Origin of the sequence: Chromohalobacter canadensis, assembly GCF_034479555.1 — a bacterium.
Taxonomy (GTDB): domain Bacteria; phylum Pseudomonadota; class Gammaproteobacteria; order Pseudomonadales; family Halomonadaceae; genus Chromohalobacter; species Chromohalobacter canadensis.
The window spans coordinates 1414092-1435175 of sequence record NZ_CP140151.1; the positions used below are offsets into that span (position 1 = coordinate 1414092).

Below are 21084 nucleotides of genomic sequence, written 5' to 3' on the forward strand. Positions count from 1 at the left end.
ATTGAGGATCAGTGTCAGTCCCTGAACTCAATCACTAAGTGCCGTTATTTAATCAACGGGATTGCCAACCACCGAGGCAGCTAGCGTTTTCCACTCCTGAGATCAAATGAGAAATAGACTGAGAACAGGGAATGCGATCAATAGTGCCAAGCGCACGAAATCAGCGGCGATGAAAGGCGCCACGCCCTTGAAGATTTCGCCCAACCCCACGTGGGGTGCCATGGCTTTGATAACGAAGACGTTCATCCCCACCGGGGGCGTTATCAACCCTAACTCGACGGTCAGCACGGTCACGATGCCGAACCATACCGGATCGATGCCCACAGTCTGAATGATCGGGAATACTACCGGCACGGTGATCACAAGCATGGCGATCGAGTCCATGAACATCCCGAGGATGAAATACAGCAACAAGATGCATAGCAGCACGACAAGCGGCGTAAGATCCATGCTTAACAGGAACTCACTGATGGTAAAGGAAATACGCGAGACCGAAATGAAATAGCCCAGCGTCTCGGCGCCTACCAGCATGAAAAACACCACCGAGGAAAGTGCCAAGGTTTCCTGCACGGCCTGCCACAACCCCCTGGCTCGCATACCTTTGGCCAAGGCGTAAAGCAATGTCGCGAATGCCCCCACACTTGCGCCTTCTGTGGGCGTGAAAGCACCAAAATAAATGCCCAATATGAGCAGTAGAAAGACACCAAAGAAAGGTGACAATCCCGCCAGGGATTTAACCTTATCGCTCCAGGAAGTGGACTCTCCCGCGACGGCAAGCGAAGGCTTGAGTCGCATCACGATGGTGATGGCTAGCGAATAGAACAGAAGCCCCATCAAACCGGGTATGAGACCCGCCATGAACATATCGCCTACCGACTGCTCGGTAAGAATGGCGTAGATCAACAAAGCGATGCTCGGCGGAATCATGATCCCCAGCGTTCCGCCCGCGGCCAGCGCACCGGTGGCCAAGCCCCGGTTGTAACCGTAGCGCTCCATTTCGGGCAGCGCGACGCGGGTCATGGTGCTCGCCGTGGCCAATGACGACCCGGAAATCGCCGAGAAAATACCGCAGGAGCCAATCGCCGAGATCGCCAGGCCCCCTTTCCAGCCACCGCAGATCACACGGGTGGAATTGAACAACTTACCCGCCATGCCTGAGTGCGCCGCCAATACCCCCATGAAAATAAACATGGGAACCGCGCTGAAGCTGTAGTTAGACAGCACTTCCACTGGCACGGATTTAACCATCGACAAGGCGGCCCCCATGTTGATGATCTGCGAGAACCCCACGACACCAACGATCAACATCGACAGCGCCACCGGCACACGCAGCATCATCAACACCAGCAATGACGCCAGACCTAGGCCACCGATCATTTCACTACCCATTGGCGCTTTCCTCCTGTTGGCCGAAGACGCCGCTCAGCAAGACATGCATCAAGCTGCGCAGGCTGAGTAGTGCACTCAGAAAGGCGGCAAAAAAATAAATGGGCCCCATGGAAATTCTCAAGTCTTGCGTGACTTCACCATGCGATATCGCACCGAGCGCCGAATTGATCAGCCCCACGCACAAGATAATCCCAAGCACCATGAAGCCCAGTAGGTAGAAACCGTGCAGACGCGCCTTGAGGGCATCGTTCATACGGTGCGTCAGCGCCTCGACGACCACCTGGCTTTTCTCGACGCTCGCGGCCATGGCCGCGAGCAGGGAGAACAGCAACAGATAGCTGACCAGTTCCACGCTGCCGGAGACGCTCAGCGAGACCGCGCCCCCGGTCAGCCGGCCCAGATAGCGCAGTCCCACGTCGAGGATGGTGACCGACAACAATGCCAGCAGCGCCACGCCGGCAATGAGCCTGCACAGGTAACCCAGCCAGTGGCTGAGCCGAGTGAGCCCTTGCTGCATACCGTTCTCTCCTAGGCCTTATTCGGCTGAGCAGGATTTGCGCGCTTCGAGCGCTGCGTAATAGACATCTCGCGCCTGATCGAGACCACGCGACTCGAGATTACCGAGGTACTGGTCGATGCCTGCCTTGAGCGGCTTTGCCCATTCCGAATTCTCGAGCGGATTGTCGATGACACGAATGGTGTGCCCGGCTTCTTCGGCTTCTTTTTTGCCGGCCTTATCATCGGCGGCAAAGACCTTTCCGGCTTTTTCCGCCCACTTCATGCCGGAGTTCTCGTCGATGGCCTTTTGTTGCTCAGGGGACAGGCTGTCATATGTGTCCTGGCTCATCGTGGCGACGAAGATCAGCGTGTAGAACGGTACCTGGGTGTGATACTCGGTCAGCTCATTGAGGCGGAAGGTCTTCATCCCTTCCCAAGGAAAGCTCAGCCCATCCAGGACACCACGTTGCATGGAGGTATAGATTTCCGGGGCCGGCATGCCCACCGGCTCGGCGCCCATGTTGTTGAGGATGTTGCCCGCCACGGACGTGGGCCTACGCATACGCAGGCCTTCGAGATCCGAAGGTGTCTGCACGTCCGTCTCGCGCGTGTGAATGTACCCAGGCCCGGTGGTGAACATGAACAACACATGGGTATCGTCATATTCGCTATCGATCTTGCCATCGTCATAGAGCGTTTGCAGCACGCAGGCTCCTTCCGGCGCCGACGACGCCACGCCCGGCAATTCTACGATCTGACTCAGCGGAAAGCGGCCATTGGTATAGCCCTGTGCCGTGATCCCGATATCAGCGATCCCGTTGACGGCCGCTTCATAGGTTTCATCGGCTTGGCTCAAGGTCTGCGAGGGGTAGTTCTCGACCTGTAAGGAGCCATTGGAGTCTTTTTCCACTGCTTCGGCCCAGGCTTCGAACACATCTTTATTGATGGATGAAGCCCCCGGCCAGAAATGCGACATGCGCAGTGTCGTTTCCGCATGGGCGGTCGACACTGCAGCCGCGGTCAAGGAGAGGGTAAGCATGCAAGTGAGCGTACGTTTCATGGCGTTGATTCCTCTTATTATCTCGAAAGAGGCCCAATAAGGCCTCTCGGTTCCACCACCTTCCGAAGAAGGCCAGTTCCAGGCAGAGATTTTCGTTATAGGGTTTTGCCCCAGCCCAGTTTCTTGGCCATCGAAAAGGCATGGTTAGCAGCCGGCACGCCGGCATAGATCGCCACATGCATCAGTGCCTGGCGCAATTGTGCTTCGCTAAGGCCGATACGCTGGGCGGTTTTCAGGTGGAGTTCCAGCTCTCCGTCGCGCCCCAGCGCTGCTAGCACCGCCAGGGTGATCATGCTGCGCTCGGTGCGGCTCAAATCATCGTTGCCCCACAGCTCGCCCCAGGCCATGCGCGTAATCATGTTCTGGAACGGCGCGTCGAGCGTGGTGGCATTTTCGCTGGCACGCGCCACGTGCTCGTCGCCGAGTACCTGCTTGCGCGTTTCCAGCCCGGCGGCATAGCTCACACCGTTCTCGTCGACGTGCTCATCACCCAGCCAGGCACGCAGACGCTTGGCGATCGCCTCGGGCACTTCCACGCTCGGCACGTGCGCGATGTTTTCGAGTACTTCGAGACGCGCGTCACCGAACTGGGAAGCCAGCGTCTTCAGGGTCTCGGGCGGCGTGGACAGATCCTCGCGCCCGCCGAGCAAGCGCACCGGCCCCGCGACCCCGCGCAGTTGTCCGCTGAAGTCGGTGTCGGCCAGCATCTCGCAAAGCCGCGCGTAGGACTCGCCATCGGTACGCGCAAGCTGGGTCTTCCAGCCCGTATAGGTGGCCGTATCGCCTTGCGCGAACGCCTCGGAAAACCAGCGCGGAACGATCTCGTCGGCCATGGCGGCCAGGCCTTCCTGGCGCACGCGCGAGGCCCGTGCATACCAGTTGTCCGGAGTGCCGATGACAGCGCCGGTGTTGGTCAGCACGACATCGGCGAGACGCTCGGGACACTGGATCAGCAACTGCTGACCGACCACGCCGCCGATCGAGGTGCCCACGAAATGAAAGCGCGTCACGTCCAGCGCGTCGGCCAGGGCCAGGGCGTCTTCGGCCAGCGCGCGGGGCGTGACCGCCTCGGTCAGGCCACTGCTGGCGCCATGGCCAGGCAGATCCCAGGTCACGCAGCGGAAACGGCCACGCAAGGCGGCGACCACGTCCTCCCACACGTCCTGGCTCATGCCCAGCGGGTGTGCCAACAGCACCGCCGGCAGCGCGGCTTCACCGCTATCGCGATAGGCGATCGTGCGCTCCGCCACCGTCAAGAAAGCCATGCCGTTCTCCTCAAACGCGTTCGATCAAAGTGGCCACGCCCTGGCCCACACCGACACACATGGTGCAAAGGGCGTAACGCTTGTTCTGTACGTGCAGCTCGTGCGCCGCGGTCAGCAGCAGCCGCGCCCCGGACATGCCCAGCGGATGCCCCAGTGCGATCGCGCCGCCATTGGGATTGACGCGCGGATCGTCATCGGCCACGCCCAGTTCGCGCAGGCATGCCAGCCCCTGGGCGGCGAAGGCTTCGTTGAGCTCGATGATGTCGACCTCATCGATGCCGATACCCAGACGCTCGAGCAGCTTGCGCGTCGCCGGTACCGGGCCCATGCCCATGATGCGGGGTTCGACGCCGGCGGTGGCCATGCCCAGGATCCGCGCCATCGGAGTGAGACCATGGCGCGCGACGGCGGCGTCGCTGGCGACCAGCATCGCCGCCGCCCCGTCGTTGACACCCGACGCATTGCCCGCGGTCACGCTGCCGCCATCGCGAAACGGCGTGGGCAACTTGGCCAGCTTTTCCAGCGTGGTGCCTGCGCGCGGATGCTCGTCCCGATCGACGATCAGGGGCTCCTGCTTGCGACGCGGCACCTCGACCGGCGTGATCTCCTGCGCCAGACGCCCGGACTGCTGGGCGCGCTCGGTTTTCTGCTGCGAGCGCACGGCGAAGGCATCCTGATCCTCGCGAGAAACGTGGAACTGCTCGGCGACGTTCTCGGCGGTCTCGGGCATCGACTCGACGCCGAAGTGGTTCTTCATCAACGGATTGACGAAACGCCAGCCGATGGTGGTGTCCTCGATCGCCTGGCTGCGCGAGAACGCCGTTTCGGCCTTGCCCATCACGAACGGCGCGCGCGACATGGACTCCACGCCGCCGGCCAGCGCCAGCTCGAACTCGCCCGCCTTGATGGCACGAAATGCCGTCCCCACGGCATCCATGCCCGACCCGCACAGGCGATTCAAGGTGGTGCCGGGCACGCTGGTCGGCAGCCCGGCCAGCAGCGCCGACATGCGCGCGACGTTGCGATTGTCCTCACCGGCCTGGTTGGCGCAGCCCATGATCACTTCATCGATGGCCGCCGGATCGAGGTCCGGCGCCTGGGCCAGCACGGCCCGGAAAATCGTGGCCGCCAGGTCGTCGGGGCGGACGCTGGCCAGCGAGCCGCCGAAACGTCCCACGGCGGAACGCGTGGGGTGACACAACCAAACATCGCTCATCGAATTCTCCTCATGCCTCGCCGGCATGTTTGCGTTCGGTACGCGCCTTGAGATCCCGCAGCACGTCGAGCTCATTCGCGGAAGGCATCGGCGTGGTGTCGAGCTGCTCGGCGAAACGAATCTCCCAGCCGGTCGCGTCCTGCACCTGCTCGACGGTCACGCCCGGATGCAGCGATACCACCACCAGCTCGCGAGTCTCGGGGTCGGGCTTCATCACGCACAGGTCGGTGATCACCCGAGTCGGGCCGCGGCCGATATTGGGCACCCCATCACGCGCCTTGCCGTCGCGGCCGAAGCCGAGGGTAGTGATGAAATCCACCTGATCGACGAAGGTCCGCTTGGAATGCTTGAGCGTGATGAAGACCTCGCCGGCACAGGTCGCGATTTCCGGTGCCCCGCCGCCGCCGGGCAAGCGCACCTTGGGCGCCTGATAATCGCCGATCAGCGTGGTGTTGAGGTTGCAGTAGCGATCGATCTGCGCGGTGCCCAGAAAGCCCACATCGATCTTGCCGCCCTGCAACCAGTAGCGGAACATTTCCGGCACCGACACGGTGGTCAGCGCCGACTCGCAAAGTTCGCCGTCGCCGATGGAAAGCGGCAGCACGTCCGGCTTGGTCTGCAGGGTGCCGGACTCATAGATCAGTACCACGTCCGGTGCATGTGTCAGGCGCGCCAGGTTGGCGGCCTCGGACGGCAAGCCGATGCCCACGAAACACGTCATGCCGTTCTCCAGCGCCTTCGCCGCCGTCACGGTCATCATTTCCGCGGAGGTGTACTCGATACTCATTGGGCCTGCCCCCCTGCGTTGAAGACGTTCTCGTCGAGCCATGTCTGGAAGGTGTCACGGTCGCGCGCGATGGTATCCCACTCCTTGTAGAAGCGGTTGTTGCGCGGGTAGTAACCGTGGGCATAGGAGGGATAGGCGCCCTTCTCGGCCACGGCGATGGCGTCGATGGCCCAGCCGGGGATCACGCAGGCATTGGGACCGGCCTCGAGATCGTCGACGATCTCCTCGACGGTGACGATGCTCTTGCCCGCCGCCAGAATCGCCTCCTTCTGCACGCCGATGATGCCCTCCACCAGGACATTGCCCTTGCGATCGGCCTTCTGCGCATGCACCAGGGACACGTCCGGGCGCACCGAAGGCACCGCCGCGAGGCGTTCGCCGGTGAACGGGCACTCGATGAACTTGATCTGGTCGTTGACGCTGGGCAGCTCGCTGCCCACATAGCCGCGCAGCACCGCCAGCGGCAGGCCCGCCGCGCCGGCCTCGAAGGCACAGGCCATGGCCGCATGACTGTGCTCGAAGATCTCCACCTTGTGCGGCCAGCCTTTCTCCACCGCGTCGCGCAGGCGATGCAAGGAGCCCACCCCGGGGTTGCCGCCCCACGAGAAGATCAGCTTCTTGGCGCAGCCGGCGCCGATCAATTGGTCGTAGACCAGGTCCGGCGTCATGCGGATCAGCGTCAGATCACGCTTGCGCTGGCGAATGACTTCATGCCCGGCGGCGAAAGGAATCAGGTGGGTGAAGCCTTCCATGGCCACGGTCGCGCCATCCTCGACGTAGCGCGCCACAGCGTCATGCAGGCTAAGAAATTCGGCCATGCGGATTGCCTCGCAAGTTGTTCGCTTAATGAACACTGGTTTGTGATACGAACAAAATTATCGGGATTACCGCAGGGGGTCAAACGCGCGAGGTGGGCAACGGCATGCCGTTACCCACCTCGCCAGGTGCCGAATATCAATTCAAAAACAGGGAGTTACATCGACTCCAGGACCGCCAGTGCACGCTGGACCTGCTCCTGGCTACTACCAATGTATAAACCCGGGTCGACACAACGCCGTAGCCGCTGTGCCTCGACCCGCCCCGCCACCGCCGGGTGGGCGAGCAATACCTCGGCGTATTCGCGGCGCTCAAGGCGCGACGTCTCGGCGGCCTCCCTGGCGATGCGCTGCGCTTCGTCAGCCCCCAGGATGTCACCCAGCAGGCGCGCCGCGGGCTCCGCCATGATCGCGCCGCCCATCAGCGTCAGGTTGCGGCGCATCGTCTCGGCATGCACCTCCAGGCCTTCCCAGAGTTCGGCCAGGGATACCAGGGCCCCCTCCATCAGCAGGACCGCATCCAGCATCGGCGCCCACTCGGCATGCCACTCCCCGAGCCCACGCTCGAGGGGTTGCGCGCCGGCATGGCTGAGCGTCACGGCCTGACCATGAATCTGACGAGCCGCCGCCCGCAGTCGGGCGCAGATCACCGGGTTGCGCTTGTGCGGCATCGACGACGAGCCCCCCGCGCCGGGGACCGCCGGCTCGCTGACCTCGGCCACCTCGGACTGGGTCAGCAGGGAGACATCCAGGGCGACTTTCTCGACCCCCACCGCCACCGCATCGACGGCACCGGACAAGGCCAGGATCGGCTGGCGATTGGTATGCCAGGGCAGCAACGGCGACGCCAGCCCAAGCCGCTCGGCCACGCGATCCATCACCTCCAGCCCCTGGGCATCCAGTCCCGAGTGAACGCCCACCGCGCCACCGAATTGCAGATAGAGCCCGGTCTCGGTCACGTCTCTCAGTCGTCGTTCGGCCTGCGCCAGGTTCTCCGCCCATTGCGCGACCTTGACCCCGAAGGTGATCGGCAACGCCTGCTGCATCAGCGTACGCCCGACCATAGGCGTGCCGGCGTGTCGACGCATGAGCGCACAACCGGCCTTGCGACTACGTTTCATGAGAGCGAGGCATGCCTCGAGGCGCGGCTTGAGCAGCAACATCAAGGCGGTGTCGAGAATATCCTGGCTGGTCGCGCCACGGTGGAAATGTGCCTTGAGCTCGTCGGGCAGGGCCGCCTTGGCCTGCTTGACGAAGGGAATCGCCGCATTGCCGCCCAGCACGGTACCGTGCGCCATCGCGTCCATGTCGAAGACATGCTCCGCGAGCACTCGCTCGATCTCGGCCGCGACTCCGCCCGGCAGGATGCCCAGTCTCTCCTGCTCGGTGGCCAGCGCGACCTCGACGGTACACATGGCAGCGACCAGATCCTGGGCTTGCGTCGCTGCGCGTCCCTCGTCACTCATGAAAGGATGGCGAAGCAGGGTGTCGTACATACGAATCTCCAACGGCGATTTATCGAACAAATGTTCGCATTTCGAACTTTTATGATAGATTGCCCCTACGTACCCCACAATCGACAACGAGGCAATACGCGACATGGCATCACAAGACGGAGCGCTTACCCCGGATGACAGGGATTTCGTGGCCGCATTGGCAAGCGGCCTTGAGGTCATCATGGCCTTCGATCAAGCCAACCCCCGCATGACCTTGAGCGAAGTGGCCACGAAGACCCAGATGAATCGAGCCAAGGCCCGGCGCTTTTTATTGACGCTGCATGCGCTGGGGTACGTACGCAAGCAGGAGCGATATTTCGAATTGTCGCCCAAGGCCCTCCAGTTGGGATATGCCTTTCTCTCGGCGAACAATTACCACAACGCCATCCAAAAGTATCTGGAAGACGTCACGCTGGAAACGGGCGAGTCCTCGTCTCTCGGTGTGCTCGACGGCAAGGACGTGATCTACGTGGCGCGCTCCGCCGCCAAGCATCGCCTGATGGCCATCACCCTGGCGGTGGGCACTCGCCTGCCCACGATCTACACCTCGATGGGCAGAATGCTGCTGAGCACATTGGATATCGAAGAGCGTCGACGCATCCTTTCAGAAAGCGATCTCGTCGCGCATACCTCAAGTAGCATCACCGATATTCACCAGCTCGAAGAGGCGATCGACACGGCAGGAAAGCAGGGATATTGCATCGTCGACCAGGAGCTGGACTCCGGCCTGCGGTCGCTTGCCGTCCCCATTTTCAGCGGAGGCGGACGTTTGATCGGTGCGATGAACGTCTCGACCAACTCCGCTCGGGTCCCCCTCGAACGGCTCACCGATCACATTCTTCCCTGCCTTCAGCAAAAGGCTCTGGAAATTAAAGAAACATTGATTTAATCGCCAAAAAACACTGCCACAACCAAAGTATAAGCGTGTAAAAACCGCTTCAATACAAAGCGTTACCTTCTACCCACCAATCGCACGGCCCTTCCGCATTGACAGGAAGGGCTTTTTTTTTCAACTTTCATGTACGCAAGACGAATCAAGGTTCGTATTGCGAACAAAATATAACGAATAAACCATTAGCCGGGGAATAAAGATGGCAATCAAGCAAGCATGGCTGACCTCTATCACCCCCTCCCTTTCACGGGCCAATTCAGCGGGAGGTCATTAAAACGTCATCAGAAAAATGCATGGGGAGGCGATGAAAAATTAATTTTCCCGTCGACTCAGAAACGCATACTCGTTCATGCGCACCAAGCTCATAACTTCCTACAAAGGGCAGCTCACCAATGCGATCCGATATAACAACATTCAAGATGACAAAACTCGCGCTATGCGTGTCACTCGTTTCAGGAATGGCAGGCATGGCGACGGCTCCCGCTCACGCTTTCGATGTCGTCGAAGCGGGACAACCCGTCGTCACCGGCGACCCCAGCCGTGTGGGACCGCCATGGAACCATCGCTCAACCATCAACATACCGGGCACCGAGACTGATATCGCCTTCGGCGGCTATGTCAAGCTCGATATGCTTTACGATTTCGACTATGACCTTGGCACTACCACAACGCCTTATGAGATCATGAATCCAGACAACCGGACCGACGGTCGGACGGACTTCACCGCCTATGAGTCGCGCCTCAACTTCCGTACGCACACCATGACCGATTACGGGCGTTTGACGACCTATTTCGAAGGCCATTTCGTGCCCGATGGAAAGTTTGGACTACGTCATGCATATGGCGAACTCAATGGCTTCCTCGCGGGCCAGACATGGACCAACTTCCAAAGTTTCGTCGGTGCCCCCCGCACGCTGGCATTGGGCGATCCCAAGGGTTACGTGTTCGAGCGCCAGGCGCAGTTGCGCTACACCCAGCCAATGGGCACGGGCAACCTGTCTTTCTCCGTGGAGGACCCGGATACAGTGATCGCCCGCGACGATGCGAGTGTGGCCGATGGTGAGAGCCAGTTCCCCGACTTGACTGTACGCTATGAGTACAAGCGCTTGTTTGCTCTGTCCGGGGTGGCCCGTCAGCTCTCTACCAATGACATCACCAGCACCGTGGATGACGAAACCACGGGGTATGGCGTCAATGCGCAATTCAACCTGCCCTTTACGCCAATGACCAGCCTGAAGGGTACCGCCACTTACGGCGAAGGTATCGGTAACTACATGGGCAACCCCGGCAATACTGGGCACCGCCACGCGCCCGATGTCTACGTCAATGACAATAACGAACTCGAGGCCATCGAGACACGTGCCTTCGGTGTGTCGCTCAACCATAACTGGACCGACGACTGGGTCAGCTCTGTTGGCTTTTCGCGCCTCGATCAGGACATGCCCGACAGTTATGGCGAACAGTTCAAGACCATCGATTACGCCTTCGCTAACGTGATCTGGGATGTCACTCAACGCCTGGCAGTGGGTCTTGAGTATCAGAACGCCGATGTCGAGCAGGTTAACGGCAACTCCGACGATGCTAGCCGTCTGCAGGCCAGTGCCATCTTCCAGTTCTAACATCGTAAACACTGATCGATCGTGATTTTGGCTGGCGTTTCGCCAGCCTTTTTCATGAAAGAAAAAATAGATCGTGGCGCTTTAGCACACGTCAGCCATGATCTTTTCAAGCTTAGCGAGAAGACGCATGGTAGGAAGGCAATGCGAAAATGTCGCTTCCGGAACACGGCATTCGCGAATGGCGGCGATGAATTCGGCATCCTGTTCCTGAAACCCCACCCCCTCAAGAGTCATCACCTCCCCTTGATAATCCTTCAGCTCATCGCGATAGGCCATCAGCGTGTTTTCTTCGCCTATATAGCGATAAAATCCGCCGAAAGGCCCATGGTTGTTAAAAGAAAGCGTCAAGGTCGCCAGAGTCTCATTGCGTGATTTCAAGCCAATGTTCATATCCATGGCAATCCCCAGCTCGGGATGAATCGGCCCTCTTCCACCCCAGACTTTCAAATCGAAATCGTCCAGCAACCACGCAAACAGGTCTACGCTATGGCAAGCATGATGCCACAGCAAATGGTCCGTCCAGCCGCGTGGCTCGCCTTGCATATTGAGGTTTTCGCGACGCAGGAAATACGTCTCGCTCACCAGATGCTGCAGGTGGAACTCTCCCGTTCGTATACGGCGCTTCATTTCGCGATGCGGCGCATTGAAGCGACGCGTATGGGCCACCATAGCGACGGTATTTGCCTCACGGGCTCGCGCTGTCATGCGCTCGGCATCCGCCAGGTTCAGGCTCATGGGAATTTCGCAGAGGACGTGTTTACCGGCATCGATCGCTTGCTCGGCCTGGTCGGCATGTAACGGGCTCGGCGTCGCCAGGATCACGGCATCGATCTCGAGCGTCGCCAGCGCTTGCGTATAGTCAGCGCACACATGCGGAATATTCCAGTGCTCGGCGAAGCGTCGCGCTCCTTGGGCATCACCTCCTACCACGGCCACGACACGGGCCTCAGGAACGGACGCCAGGGCTTGCATATGAATCCCGGCGATGGCGCCTTCGCCCACCATCAGGATACGTATGGGTGAAGTCATCATGGCTCCTCGGCTGCTTTGATTATGCCCATCTCGTTGCCGGACATTGCCGCAGGATCGCCATGCTTTGTCTACCTTTCATAAGCGTTGCAGCCATGAGCTAGGTATCGGCAAATACCACGTCATGGCTGCGTGTTATCAGGTTTATTCTCGGAGTGCGGATGGCGCATGGCGTCTTGAGCGGCCCGCGTACTGCTCACTTATCGGCTAAGAAGCCGGCAGTACCACGCGCGCATCGCGAGGAGTATCGGCATAGAGTGTCCCGACGAGATCGGCGTAGCGTTCGCGCACCAAGCGCTGATTGACCGACCCCTTGTCGGTCAACTCGCCACGATCGACCGAAAGCGGCGTATCCAGAATCAGTAGACGTTCCAGACACGTGGAACTCGCCTGCCCTCGACGGCAGGTCGCCAGACGTTGCGCGAACCATTGGTGCAGGGTGGTATCGTGCGCCAGGTCATGCACTGATGACGTCGCGACGCCTATATGCTGCGCGCATGCGGGGACGTTCAGCACTACTAACCCAGTGAGATAGTCACGGCTTTCACCGGCGATCACCACGTCTTGCACTAGCGGAGCGAAATGCTCGATGAGCTGCAATCGCAAGATGCCCACATTGACCCAGGTACCGGTCACCAGCTTGAAGTTCTCGCTCAAGCGACCGTCAAAGATTAACCCACGTTCAGGCTGCTCGGGATCAGCGAGTCGCATCGCATCCCCGGTACAATAATAGCCTTCGTCATCGAATGCTTCGGCGGTGCGTTCGGCGTCGCGCCAGTAGCCCGGCGTGACATTGAGTCCTTTGAGGCGCGCTTCCCATTTGTCGTCCGTTGCCACCAGTTTGAGCGACATCCCCGGCACGGGCCGACCAATCAAGCCCGGCGTACCACTGGCCTCCTCGGTACAGAACGCCAGGCACGCCTCGGTGGATCCAAGCCCCGTCAGCATGGGCACGGGGCGTCCACGAGTCTGCTCGCCAAAGGTATCCAGCGCCTCGCGCACATGCACCGGCAACACGGCGCCACCGAAGTGCATCATCTCGAGATTACGGAATAAGGCCGTGCGTAAGGCCTCATCGTCACGCAAATGCTCGACCAGGGCCTCGAAGCCCTTGGGCACGTTGCAATAGAACGTCGGCGAGACCTCGCGCAAGTTATCCACCGTGCGCCGCACGCCGTCCGCCGTCGGATTGCCGTCATCGATGTACAGCGAACCCCCGTTATGGATCGTCATGCCCAGGATCGTGTTGCCGCCGAAGGTATGGTGCCAGGGTAGCCAGTCCACCAGCACCGGCTTGTGGCGGCTCAGGAAATCCAGACGTTTCTCGAGCATGGTCTGGTTGCTGCACAGCATGCGCTGCGTATTGATCACCGCTTTGGGCATGCCAGTCGAACCCGAGGTGAACAGCAACTTGGCGACGCTATCCGGTGTCACTCGCGCATGAGCATTATCGACCTCGGCCCGTGCCGGCGTCGCCGCCAGCGTCTCCAGCGACAGCCCCCGATGGCTCGGTAGCGTCGCCACACAGGTCACCTGCTCATCGCAAACGGCCGTCAGAGCTGCGCCAAAGCGTGCTTCATCGTCGACAAAAATCATCCCCGGCGTCACGAGCTCGACGACATGGCGAAGCTTGACGAAGTCCTCCGACAACAACGCATACGAGGGCGATACCGGCACATAGGGAATGCCCACATGCATGGCGGCACACGCCAGTAACGCATGATCGATGCCGTTGCCCGACAGCACCATCAACGGCCGCTCTACCGATAAGCCATGGTCCAGCAACGCTTGTGCCAGGCAGGCCACGCGCGGCATCGCCTCACCGAAGGTCAGCGTCCGCCAGGCACGTTGCGCCCCCTCGCGTTCGGCCAGAAACGTTGTCGACGGCGTCTCGCGTGCCCAGTACGCGAGGCGCTCGGTCATGCAACGGGGGTAATCCGGTACCTCACCACCGTACAGTCGATACGCCTGTGGGGACGTATCGCTCTCGGAACGGGGCAAAGGCCGGCTGCCGGAAGGGGACGACATGAAAGGCGCTCCATTAGTCTGTGATGAACCTTGTTATTCAGCGGTACGTTCTTCACCAACAACGTGATAGATATAGTTATAATAGGTAACTATTTTTTTGACTAGACACACCGCATGAGACTTTAGATGCACGATAACCCCCAAATGGCGCCGGTGTTGCCTATGCTTGCCGATATCGGAAACAATGCCCCAACCATATAATTCTCATATTAACTATATAACCGAATGAAGGAGCCCTCATGACGACACCCAAGAAAACATCCTCATCGGAGCAAACACCCCTCGAGGAAGCCTATCCGACCACCGTCGAGGGGCTGGTGCTCGAGGAGCGTCTCGGCTATGCCCTGAGGCGGGCTCAGCTCAAGGTTTTCAAGCACTTCGACGAGGCCATGCGCGAGCATGACATTCGCCCGGCACAGTTCTCTTCGCTGGTGGTCATCGAGGGCTATCCAGGCGTTACGCAATCCAATCTGGCCCAGACATTGAGCATTGATCCGCCGCGAGTCGTTAGCTTGATTAATAGTCTGGAAGAGCGTGGCTTGGCTTTGCGCGTGCGATGCAAGCGTGACCGTCGCTCGCATGGGATCTTCCTCACCAAGACCGGCGAGGCACTCGTCGAGCGCTTGAAAGGCTTGGCAGAGCAAAGCGATTTAGAAGCAACTCAATCACTTAGCGAGATAGAGAGACGCCAATTATTGACCTTGCTACGGAAGGTATACGCCTCGGAGGAAGGTGACGACTAATCCTTTAGCCGCAATTTTAGGCAAATTGAAGCGGCATGGCTTGCACACCTGCTCAGGGACAATTAATTATACAAAGTAACTAAAAAACGACCTTACTCGCGCCTTGGCCGATCCACGCAACCGATAAAGATATAATCATGAGCAGCCTAGCGACGACATCCAACGCCAGTATCACCTGCCTACGCCGGGGCCTCGCAACGACTTGTCGGCTCGCCGCGATCATCGGCGGCTTGATCGTCGCAGCGCTCTCCCTGATGACGGTGGCCAGCATTCTCGGACGCTGGATCTCCAGCTTGCCATTGGTCAGTGACATAGCGGTCCTGAGCTGGATCGGACCCGTCACTGGTGACTATGAAATGGTCGAGATGGGCACGGCCATCGCGGTGTTCCTATTTCTGCCTTACTGCCATCTGCGTGGTGGTCACGTCACGGTGGATCTGCTGGTCATGCGTGCACCGCTGGGTGTGCAGCGTTTTCTCGCCGTGCTCGCGGAGGCCCTATTCCTCGTCGTTTCATGCCTGATGACATGGCGGCTTTATCACGGCCTGCTCGACAAGCACCGCTACATGGAAACCAGCATGCTGCTGGGTATCCCGCTGTGGTGGGGCTATATCGCCGGCATAATCGGTTTCATCCTGCTCTCGCTAGTCTGCCTATACCGGCTCCTGGCCACGTTCTCGGGTGACGCCGACCCCTCGACACAAGGAGATGCCTCATGACGCCTCTTACTCTGGGCGCAGGCGGCTTCGTCTTGTTGCTGGCCATGATGGGCGCCCGTATCCCTATCGGCCTCGCCATGCTGGTTATCGGCGCGTTGGGCTCGATGCTCGTCACGGGGCCGATGGGTATCCTCAATGCCCTGAAGACACTGCCCTACGAACACTTTTCCAGCCACACACTGTCAATCATTCCCCTCTTTCTGTTGATGGGGCAATTCGCAGCGCGCGCCGGGCTATCACGCGCCATGTTTCAAGCCGCCAACGATTGGTTGGGCCACCGTCGCGGTGGCCTGGCCATGTCAACGGTGGGCGCCTGCGGTGCCTTCGGCGCCATTTGCGGATCCTCGCTGGCGACTGCCGCGACCATGACGCAAGTCGCGCTGCCGGAAATGGAACGTCAAGGCTATCGCGGTAGTCTGGCCACCGGCGCGCTGGCCGCAGGCGGCACGCTGGGCATTCTGATCCCGCCTTCCGTGGTATTGGTCATCTACGCCATCCTCGCCGAACAGAACATCAACGAGATGTTCGCCGCCGCCTTGATCCCCGGCATTCTTGCCGCACTCAGTTACATGGTAGCGATCTCACTGTTCGTGCGATTTTTTCCGGATAGCGCCCCGAGCAAGGCCAAGGCATCAGCCGGCGAGCGCTGGCGTTCGCTGCTCGATGTATGGCCCGGTGCAGCGATCTTCATCATCGTGATCGGCGGTATCTACACAGGGATTTTCACGCCTACCGAAGCTGCCGCCGTCGGCGCCGCCGCCACCGGGCTGCTAGCCGTTATCCGCGGCGGACTGCGCTGGGAGGGGCTGCGTGAGAGCCTCCTCGACACGGCCGTCACCTCGGCGATGATTTTCTTCATCGTCCTCGGGGCCAGCGTGTTCAACAGCTTTCTCGCCCTGACGCAATTACCTCAAATCACGGCGGGCTGGATCGTGGGCCTGGAAATCAGTCCCTGGATCGTCCTGGCGGGGATCCTGCTGTGCTACCTGGTTCTGGGTTGCTTCATGGACAGCCTGTCGATGATTCTGCTCACCGTGCCCATCTTCCTACCCATCGTGACGGGCATGGATTTCGGCATGCCCCCCGGCGACGTGGCGATCTGGTTCGGCATTCTGGCATTGGTCGTCGTGGAAGTGGGGATGATCACGCCACCGGTGGGACTGAATATCTTCATCATTCACTCCATGGCGCCTCACGTACCACTGACCGAGACATTCAAGGGCATCCTGCCGTTCCTGGCGGCGGACGTGCTGCGCATCATCATGCTGGTGGTTTTCCCGTCCATCACGCTGGGTTTCGTCTACTGGCTTTATTGACGTCACCACATCGCCCGAGGAGAGCTCATGATGTCCTCCACTAACCCGCTTCGCACGCCCACGCTGGATTTCATCGCCCGCCTCACGGTGGACGTCGCCTCGCCCTGGGAACTGGGCGAGAGCGCACACGGCCAACGCCGCTTCATCGCGATCACCGGCGGCGACGTGGCTGGCGAACAGCTCAATGGCCGTATTCTCGCCGCGGGCGGCGACTGGCAAACGATACGTGCGGATGGCGTGGCTGAACTGTACGCACGCTATTTCCTGGAAACCGACGACGGCGAGCGCATCGAGGTAGAAAACACGGGCTTTCGCCACGGCCCGGCGTCCGTCATGCAGCGGCTACGAGACGGAGAAGCAGTGCCGCCCGAGGACTACTACTTCCACACCGCGCCGCGCTTTTTTACCACCAGCACGCGGCTGGACTGGCTCAACCGAACGTTGTTCCTGGGCAGCGCGGCACGCACCCGGGACAACGTGATCATCGATCTTTTCGCCGTAGGCTGATCCATTGCCTCCCGGCGTCATACAACAACCACAATGAGGCACTTCGCCATGATCCAATGCGCCACTTCACACTTGCGCCGCTTCGTATTGACCACTGCGGCGGCGCTCTCGATCGCTGCCACCAGCCAGGCTCAGGCACAAGAGGCCGAATACACCCTGCGGCTACATCATTTCTTCCCCGCCTCGGCGCCCGTGCACCAGGAGTATTTCATCCCCTGGAAAGAGGACATCGAAGAAGAATCCAATGGACGCTTAGAGGTTCAACTCTATCCTTCCATGCAGCTCGGCGGCACACCGCCCTCACTCTACGGTCAGGCCAAGGACGGCCAAGTGGATATCATCTGGACCGTGCTGGGTTACAACTCAGGGCGCTTCCCCAAGGCGGAAGTCTTCGACCTGCCCTTCCTGCCGACATCAGGTGCCGCGACGAGCCAAGCCGCCCATGAGTACGCCATGACGCACATGAAGGACGAACTCGAGGGCGTGCATCCCATCGCCGTGCACACCCACAGTCCCGGCGCCTTGCATACCAAGGAGACGCGCATCGACTCGCTCGAGGACATCGAAGGCCTCAAGATGCGTGGCCCCAGCCGGCTGGTGAATCGCTATCTGGCCAAGCTCGGCGCCGAGCCCATCGGCATGCCAGTGGCCCAGGCATTGGAGGCGTTATCACGCGGCGTGCTCGACGGCACGGTGATTCCTTTCGAAGCCATCACCGCCATGGGACTGGCCGACATCACCACCGAACACACCATCTTCAGCGGCGAAAAGGCGCTGTATACCACGATGATGATCGTGGCCATGAACCAGGACAAATACGACGCCCTGCCCGATGACCTGCAAGCCATCATCGATGCGCATTCCGGCAGCCGCGAAGCGTACCGAATCGGCCAGATCATGGACCAGGCGGATCATCGACAGATTCTGGCCATCCAGAGCGGCGAGCAACCCGGCACGATCACGCGATTGGATAGCGAGGAAACCGCACGCTGGCAAGCGGTCGGTCAGGAAGTCGTCGACGACTGGATCGCCGAGGCCGAGGAGAAGGGGCTCGACGGGCAGATGCTGTACGACGACGCCAGCCGGCTCGTCGAGAAATACACACGCTGAGGTGATGTTCGGGCCGAAAGGCGGTATCTGGCCCGTGCCTCCTTCGGCATCCACCAGGCCCGCGCCTAGATTGGCAGGGTAAATATCAACTTACTTGATACTATTTTGACAGGAAATTGACATGAGCGATTACACGAACCGCTGGGAAACAGTAAAGGTTGACGTCGAAGATGGCATTGCCTGGGTGGCGCTCAACCGCCCCGAAAAGCGCAATGCCATGAGCCCCACGCTCAACCGCGAAATGATCGACGTGCTCGAGACCATCGAGCTTGATCAGGACGCCCACGTGCTCGTGCTGACTGGCGAGGGCGAATCCTTCTCCGCCGGCATGGACCTCAAGGAATACTTCCGCGAGATCGACGCCAGCCCCGAAATCGTTCAGGTCAAGGTCCGCCGCGACGCCTCCACCTGGCAATGGAAACTGTTGCGTCACTACGCCAAGCCGACCATCGCCATGGTCAACGGCTGGTGCTTCGGCGGCGCATTTTCGCCTCTGGTTGCCTGTGATTTGGCGATCGCCGCCGACGAGTCGGTGTTCGGGCTCTCCGAAATCAACTGGGGCATTCCGCCGGGCAATCTGGTGAGCAAGGCCATGGCCGACACCGTGGGGCATCGCCAGGCGCTTTATTACATCATGACCGGGGAAACCTTCACCGGCCCGCAAGCCGCCGACATGGGGCTGGTCAACCAGAGCGTGCCCCGTGCCGAGCTGCGCGATGCCACGCACAAGCTGGCCACCACGCTGCGCGACAAGAACCCCGTCGTCCTGCGCGCCGCCAAGACCGGCTTCAAGATGTGCCGCGAGCTGACCTGGGAACAGAACGAGGAATACCTCTACGCCAAGCTCGACCAGGCGCAGCAGCTCGACCCGGAGCACGGTCGCGAGCAAGGTCTCAAACAGTTCCTCGACGACAAGAGCATCAAGCCCGGGCTGGAAAGCTACCAGCGCTGACCGGCGCGAGGGCACGGTGGCGTTCACTCGCAAGACGCCACCGCGCCCCTGGCGATGTCGGCATGCCCTCCAGCCCTGAACGTCCTATCGCTTCGACAACCACAAGGGGAGTCTCATGGATCTTTCGCTACTCATCGGCGGCGAGCACCGCGCCGCCCAGGACAATGCGACCTTCGAGCGTCGCAACCCACTGCATGAACATGTCGTGACGCGCGCCGCTGCAGCCTCGGTGGAAGATACTCAGCACGCCGCCGAAGCTGCATCTCAGGCGTTTCCCGCCTGGTCGCAGACCGGCCCCGGCGAGCGCCGCGCCAAGCTGCTCGCCGCCGCCGACGCCATGGAAGCCCGCCAGGAAGACTTCATCGCACGCATGGTCGATGAAACCGGCGCCACGCCCGGATGGGCCGGGTTCAACGTCATGGTGGCCGCCAGCATACTGCGCGAGGCCGCCTCGCTGACGACTCAAGTCGGCGGCGATGTCATCCCGTCCAACGTTCCCGACAGCCTGGCAATGGGCGTGCGCGTCCCGTGCGGCGTGGTGGTCGGCATCGCCCCGTGGAACGCGCCCATCATCCTCGGTACGCGGGCCATCGCCACACCGCTGGCGTGCGGCAACACGGTGATTCTCAAGGCCTCGGAGCAATGCCCCGCCACCCATCACCTGATCGGTGAAGTGCTCGTCGAAGCGGGCTTGGGCGACGGTATCGTCAATGTGGTGACCAACGCACCGCCCCAAGCCGCCGAGGTGGTCGAGGCATTGATCGAGCACCCCGCCGTGCGGCGCATCAACTTCACCGGTTCCACCCAGGTGGGCCGCATCATCGCCGAGAAAGCCGCGCACCATCTCAAACCCGTGCTGCTGGAACTGGGCGGCAAGGCACCGTTCGTGGTCCTCGAGGATGCCGATCTGGATGCCGCTGTAGAGGCCGCTGCTTTCGGCGCCTTCTTCAACCAGGGCCAGATCTGCATGTCCACCGAGCGGTTGATCGTCGTCGACGCCGTGGCCGATGCCTTCGTCGAGAAGCTGGCCCGCAAGGCCGAAACCCTGCGTGCCGGTGACCCACGTGAAGACGGCAACCCGCTAGGTACGCTGATCAATCGCGAGGCCGGGGAAAAGCTCAATAGCCTGCTCGATGACGCCCAGCAGTATGGCGCGCGTCTGGCATGCGGCGGCAAGGCCGAGGGTGTGATCATGCAGCCCACCGTGGTCGATGGCGTCACCCAGGCGATGCGCTTGTACGGCGAGGAATCGTTCGGCCCGGTGGTGGCCATGATGCGCGTCAAGGATGAAGAAGACGCCTTGCGTGTCGCCAACGACAGCGAGTACGGCCTCTCGGCCGCGGTCTTCAGCCGCGACACGGCCCGCGCCATGCGCATCGCCCAACGTGTCGAATCAGGCATTTGCCACATCAATGGTCCCACCGTACACGACGAGCCACAGATGCCGTTCGGCGGTGTTAAATCGAGCGGCTACGGACGCTTCGGTGGCAAGGCCGGCATCGAAGAATTCACTGAACTGCGCTGGATGACCATGCAACTTGGCCCCCGGCATTATCCTATTTAACGCTCATACCACTGGCCCATCTAATGGCCACGCTTCTAGACATCGCGTACTGGCACGCCAACGCCACCCCCATGGAGCT

20 protein-coding genes are annotated in these 21084 nt (G+C 60.7%); 9 read left to right on the forward strand and 11 right to left on the reverse strand.

Translation table 11 applies throughout. From position 1 onward, the window contains the following. Positions 1-102: 102 nt before the first annotated feature. The 8 genes from SR908_RS06720 to SR908_RS06755 all read right to left on the reverse strand — a co-directional run bounded on the left by SR908_RS06720 (position 103) and on the right by SR908_RS06755 (position 8526). A complete protein-coding gene (locus SR908_RS06720) occupies positions 103-1389 on the reverse strand; it encodes a TRAP transporter large permease (protein WP_246923832.1) in 1287 nt (428 codons plus the stop codon). Further along, positions 1382-1906, reverse strand: coding sequence for a TRAP transporter small permease (locus SR908_RS06725; protein WP_246923834.1), 525 nt, complete (start codon positions 1904-1906; stop codon positions 1382-1384). The genes SR908_RS06720 and SR908_RS06725 overlap by 8 nt, the downstream gene beginning before the upstream one ends. Positions 1907-1924: 18 nt before the next feature. Next, positions 1925-2947: a TRAP transporter substrate-binding protein gene (locus tag SR908_RS06730; protein WP_246923837.1), complete on the reverse strand. Its 1023-nt coding sequence runs from the start codon at positions 2945-2947 to the stop codon at positions 1925-1927. Positions 2948-3042: 95 nt separating this feature from the next. Continuing rightward, positions 3043-4212, reverse strand: a complete 1170-nt coding sequence (gene pcaDC / locus SR908_RS06735; RefSeq protein ID WP_246923839.1) for a bifunctional 3-oxoadipate enol-lactonase/4-carboxymuconolactone decarboxylase PcaDC — start codon at positions 4210-4212, stop codon at positions 3043-3045. Positions 4213-4222: 10 nt separating this feature from the next. Further along, a complete protein-coding gene (gene pcaF, locus SR908_RS06740; RefSeq protein ID WP_246923842.1) occupies positions 4223-5428 on the reverse strand; it encodes a 3-oxoadipyl-CoA thiolase in 1206 nt (401 codons plus the stop codon). A 10-nt stretch (positions 5429-5438) separates the two neighbouring features. Further along, the gene (locus SR908_RS06745) at positions 5439-6215 is read right to left on the reverse strand and encodes a CoA-transferase subunit beta (RefSeq protein ID WP_011505609.1); all 777 of its coding nucleotides are present in this window, start codon (positions 6213-6215) and stop codon (positions 5439-5441) included. Further along, complete coding sequence (locus SR908_RS06750) at positions 6212-7033, reverse strand: CoA transferase subunit A (protein WP_035414865.1); 822 nt, start codon at positions 7031-7033, stop codon at positions 6212-6214. The genes SR908_RS06745 and SR908_RS06750 overlap by 4 nt, the downstream gene beginning before the upstream one ends. Before the next feature lie 155 nt (positions 7034-7188). Then, positions 7189-8526: a class-II fumarase/aspartase family protein gene (locus SR908_RS06755; protein ID WP_246923849.1), complete on the reverse strand. Its 1338-nt coding sequence runs from the start codon at positions 8524-8526 to the stop codon at positions 7189-7191. A gap of 103 nt (positions 8527-8629) precedes the next feature. On the opposite strand from SR908_RS06755, the gene SR908_RS06760 reads away from it, so the two are divergent. Beyond that, positions 8630-9415 (forward strand): IclR family transcriptional regulator domain-containing protein, encoded by a 786-nt coding sequence (locus SR908_RS06760; RefSeq protein ID WP_246923852.1) that lies wholly within the window; start codon positions 8630-8632, stop codon positions 9413-9415. Between the two features lie 259 nt (positions 9416-9674). Here the strand turns inward: SR908_RS06760 and SR908_RS06765 are convergent, their stop codons facing one another. Continuing rightward, complete coding sequence (locus SR908_RS06765) at positions 9675-9887, reverse strand: hypothetical protein (RefSeq protein WP_246923855.1); 213 nt, start codon at positions 9885-9887, stop codon at positions 9675-9677. Between SR908_RS06765 and SR908_RS06770 the strand changes: the two genes are divergently transcribed. Continuing rightward, positions 9886-11037, forward strand: coding sequence for a DcaP family trimeric outer membrane transporter (locus SR908_RS06770; RefSeq protein WP_246923858.1), 1152 nt, complete (start codon positions 9886-9888; stop codon positions 11035-11037). The genes SR908_RS06765 and SR908_RS06770 overlap by 2 nt on opposite strands. 81 nt (positions 11038-11118) lie before the next feature. Here SR908_RS06770 and SR908_RS06775 read toward each other — a convergent pair whose 3' ends face one another. Together SR908_RS06775 and SR908_RS06780 are read right to left on the reverse strand one after the other, a co-directional pair. Then, positions 11119-12066 carry a Gfo/Idh/MocA family oxidoreductase gene (locus SR908_RS06775; protein WP_246923860.1) on the reverse strand — a complete coding sequence of 316 codons (948 nt, stop codon included), beginning with the start codon at positions 12064-12066 and terminating at the stop codon, positions 11119-11121. A gap of 207 nt (positions 12067-12273) precedes the next feature. Continuing rightward, on the reverse strand, positions 12274-14094 hold the full coding sequence (locus tag SR908_RS06780; protein ID WP_246923863.1) for a feruloyl-CoA synthase: 1821 nt from the start codon (positions 14092-14094) through the stop codon (positions 12274-12276). 239 nt (positions 14095-14333) lie between these two features. On the opposite strand from SR908_RS06780, the gene SR908_RS06785 reads away from it, so the two are divergent. The 7 genes from SR908_RS06785 to SR908_RS06815 all read left to right on the forward strand — a co-directional run bounded on the left by SR908_RS06785 (position 14334) and on the right by SR908_RS06815 (position 21005). Further along, on the forward strand, positions 14334-14837 hold the full coding sequence (locus tag SR908_RS06785; protein ID WP_246923866.1) for a MarR family winged helix-turn-helix transcriptional regulator: 504 nt from the start codon (positions 14334-14336) through the stop codon (positions 14835-14837). A 137-nt stretch (positions 14838-14974) separates the two neighbouring features. Further along, positions 14975-15556 carry a TRAP transporter small permease gene (locus SR908_RS06790; protein WP_246923869.1) on the forward strand — a complete coding sequence of 194 codons (582 nt, stop codon included), beginning with the start codon at positions 14975-14977 and terminating at the stop codon, positions 15554-15556. Then, positions 15553-16872: a TRAP transporter large permease gene (locus SR908_RS06795; protein ID WP_246923882.1), complete on the forward strand. Its 1320-nt coding sequence runs from the start codon at positions 15553-15555 to the stop codon at positions 16870-16872. Before SR908_RS06790 ends, SR908_RS06795 begins: the two co-directional genes overlap by 4 nt. A 27-nt stretch (positions 16873-16899) precedes the next feature. Continuing rightward, on the forward strand, positions 16900-17379 hold the full coding sequence (locus SR908_RS06800; protein WP_246923885.1) for a DUF3237 domain-containing protein: 480 nt from the start codon (positions 16900-16902) through the stop codon (positions 17377-17379). Positions 17380-17427: 48 nt separating this feature from the next. Next, positions 17428-18489, forward strand: coding sequence for a TRAP transporter substrate-binding protein (locus SR908_RS06805; protein WP_246923887.1), 1062 nt, complete (start codon positions 17428-17430; stop codon positions 18487-18489). A gap of 121 nt (positions 18490-18610) precedes the next feature. Continuing rightward, positions 18611-19441 carry a p-hydroxycinnamoyl CoA hydratase/lyase gene (locus SR908_RS06810; protein WP_246923891.1) on the forward strand — a complete coding sequence of 277 codons (831 nt, stop codon included), beginning with the start codon at positions 18611-18613 and terminating at the stop codon, positions 19439-19441. A gap of 115 nt (positions 19442-19556) precedes the next feature. After that, positions 19557-21005 carry an aldehyde dehydrogenase gene (locus tag SR908_RS06815; protein WP_246923894.1) on the forward strand — a complete coding sequence of 483 codons (1449 nt, stop codon included), beginning with the start codon at positions 19557-19559 and terminating at the stop codon, positions 21003-21005. Positions 21006-21084 lie beyond the last annotated feature (79 nt).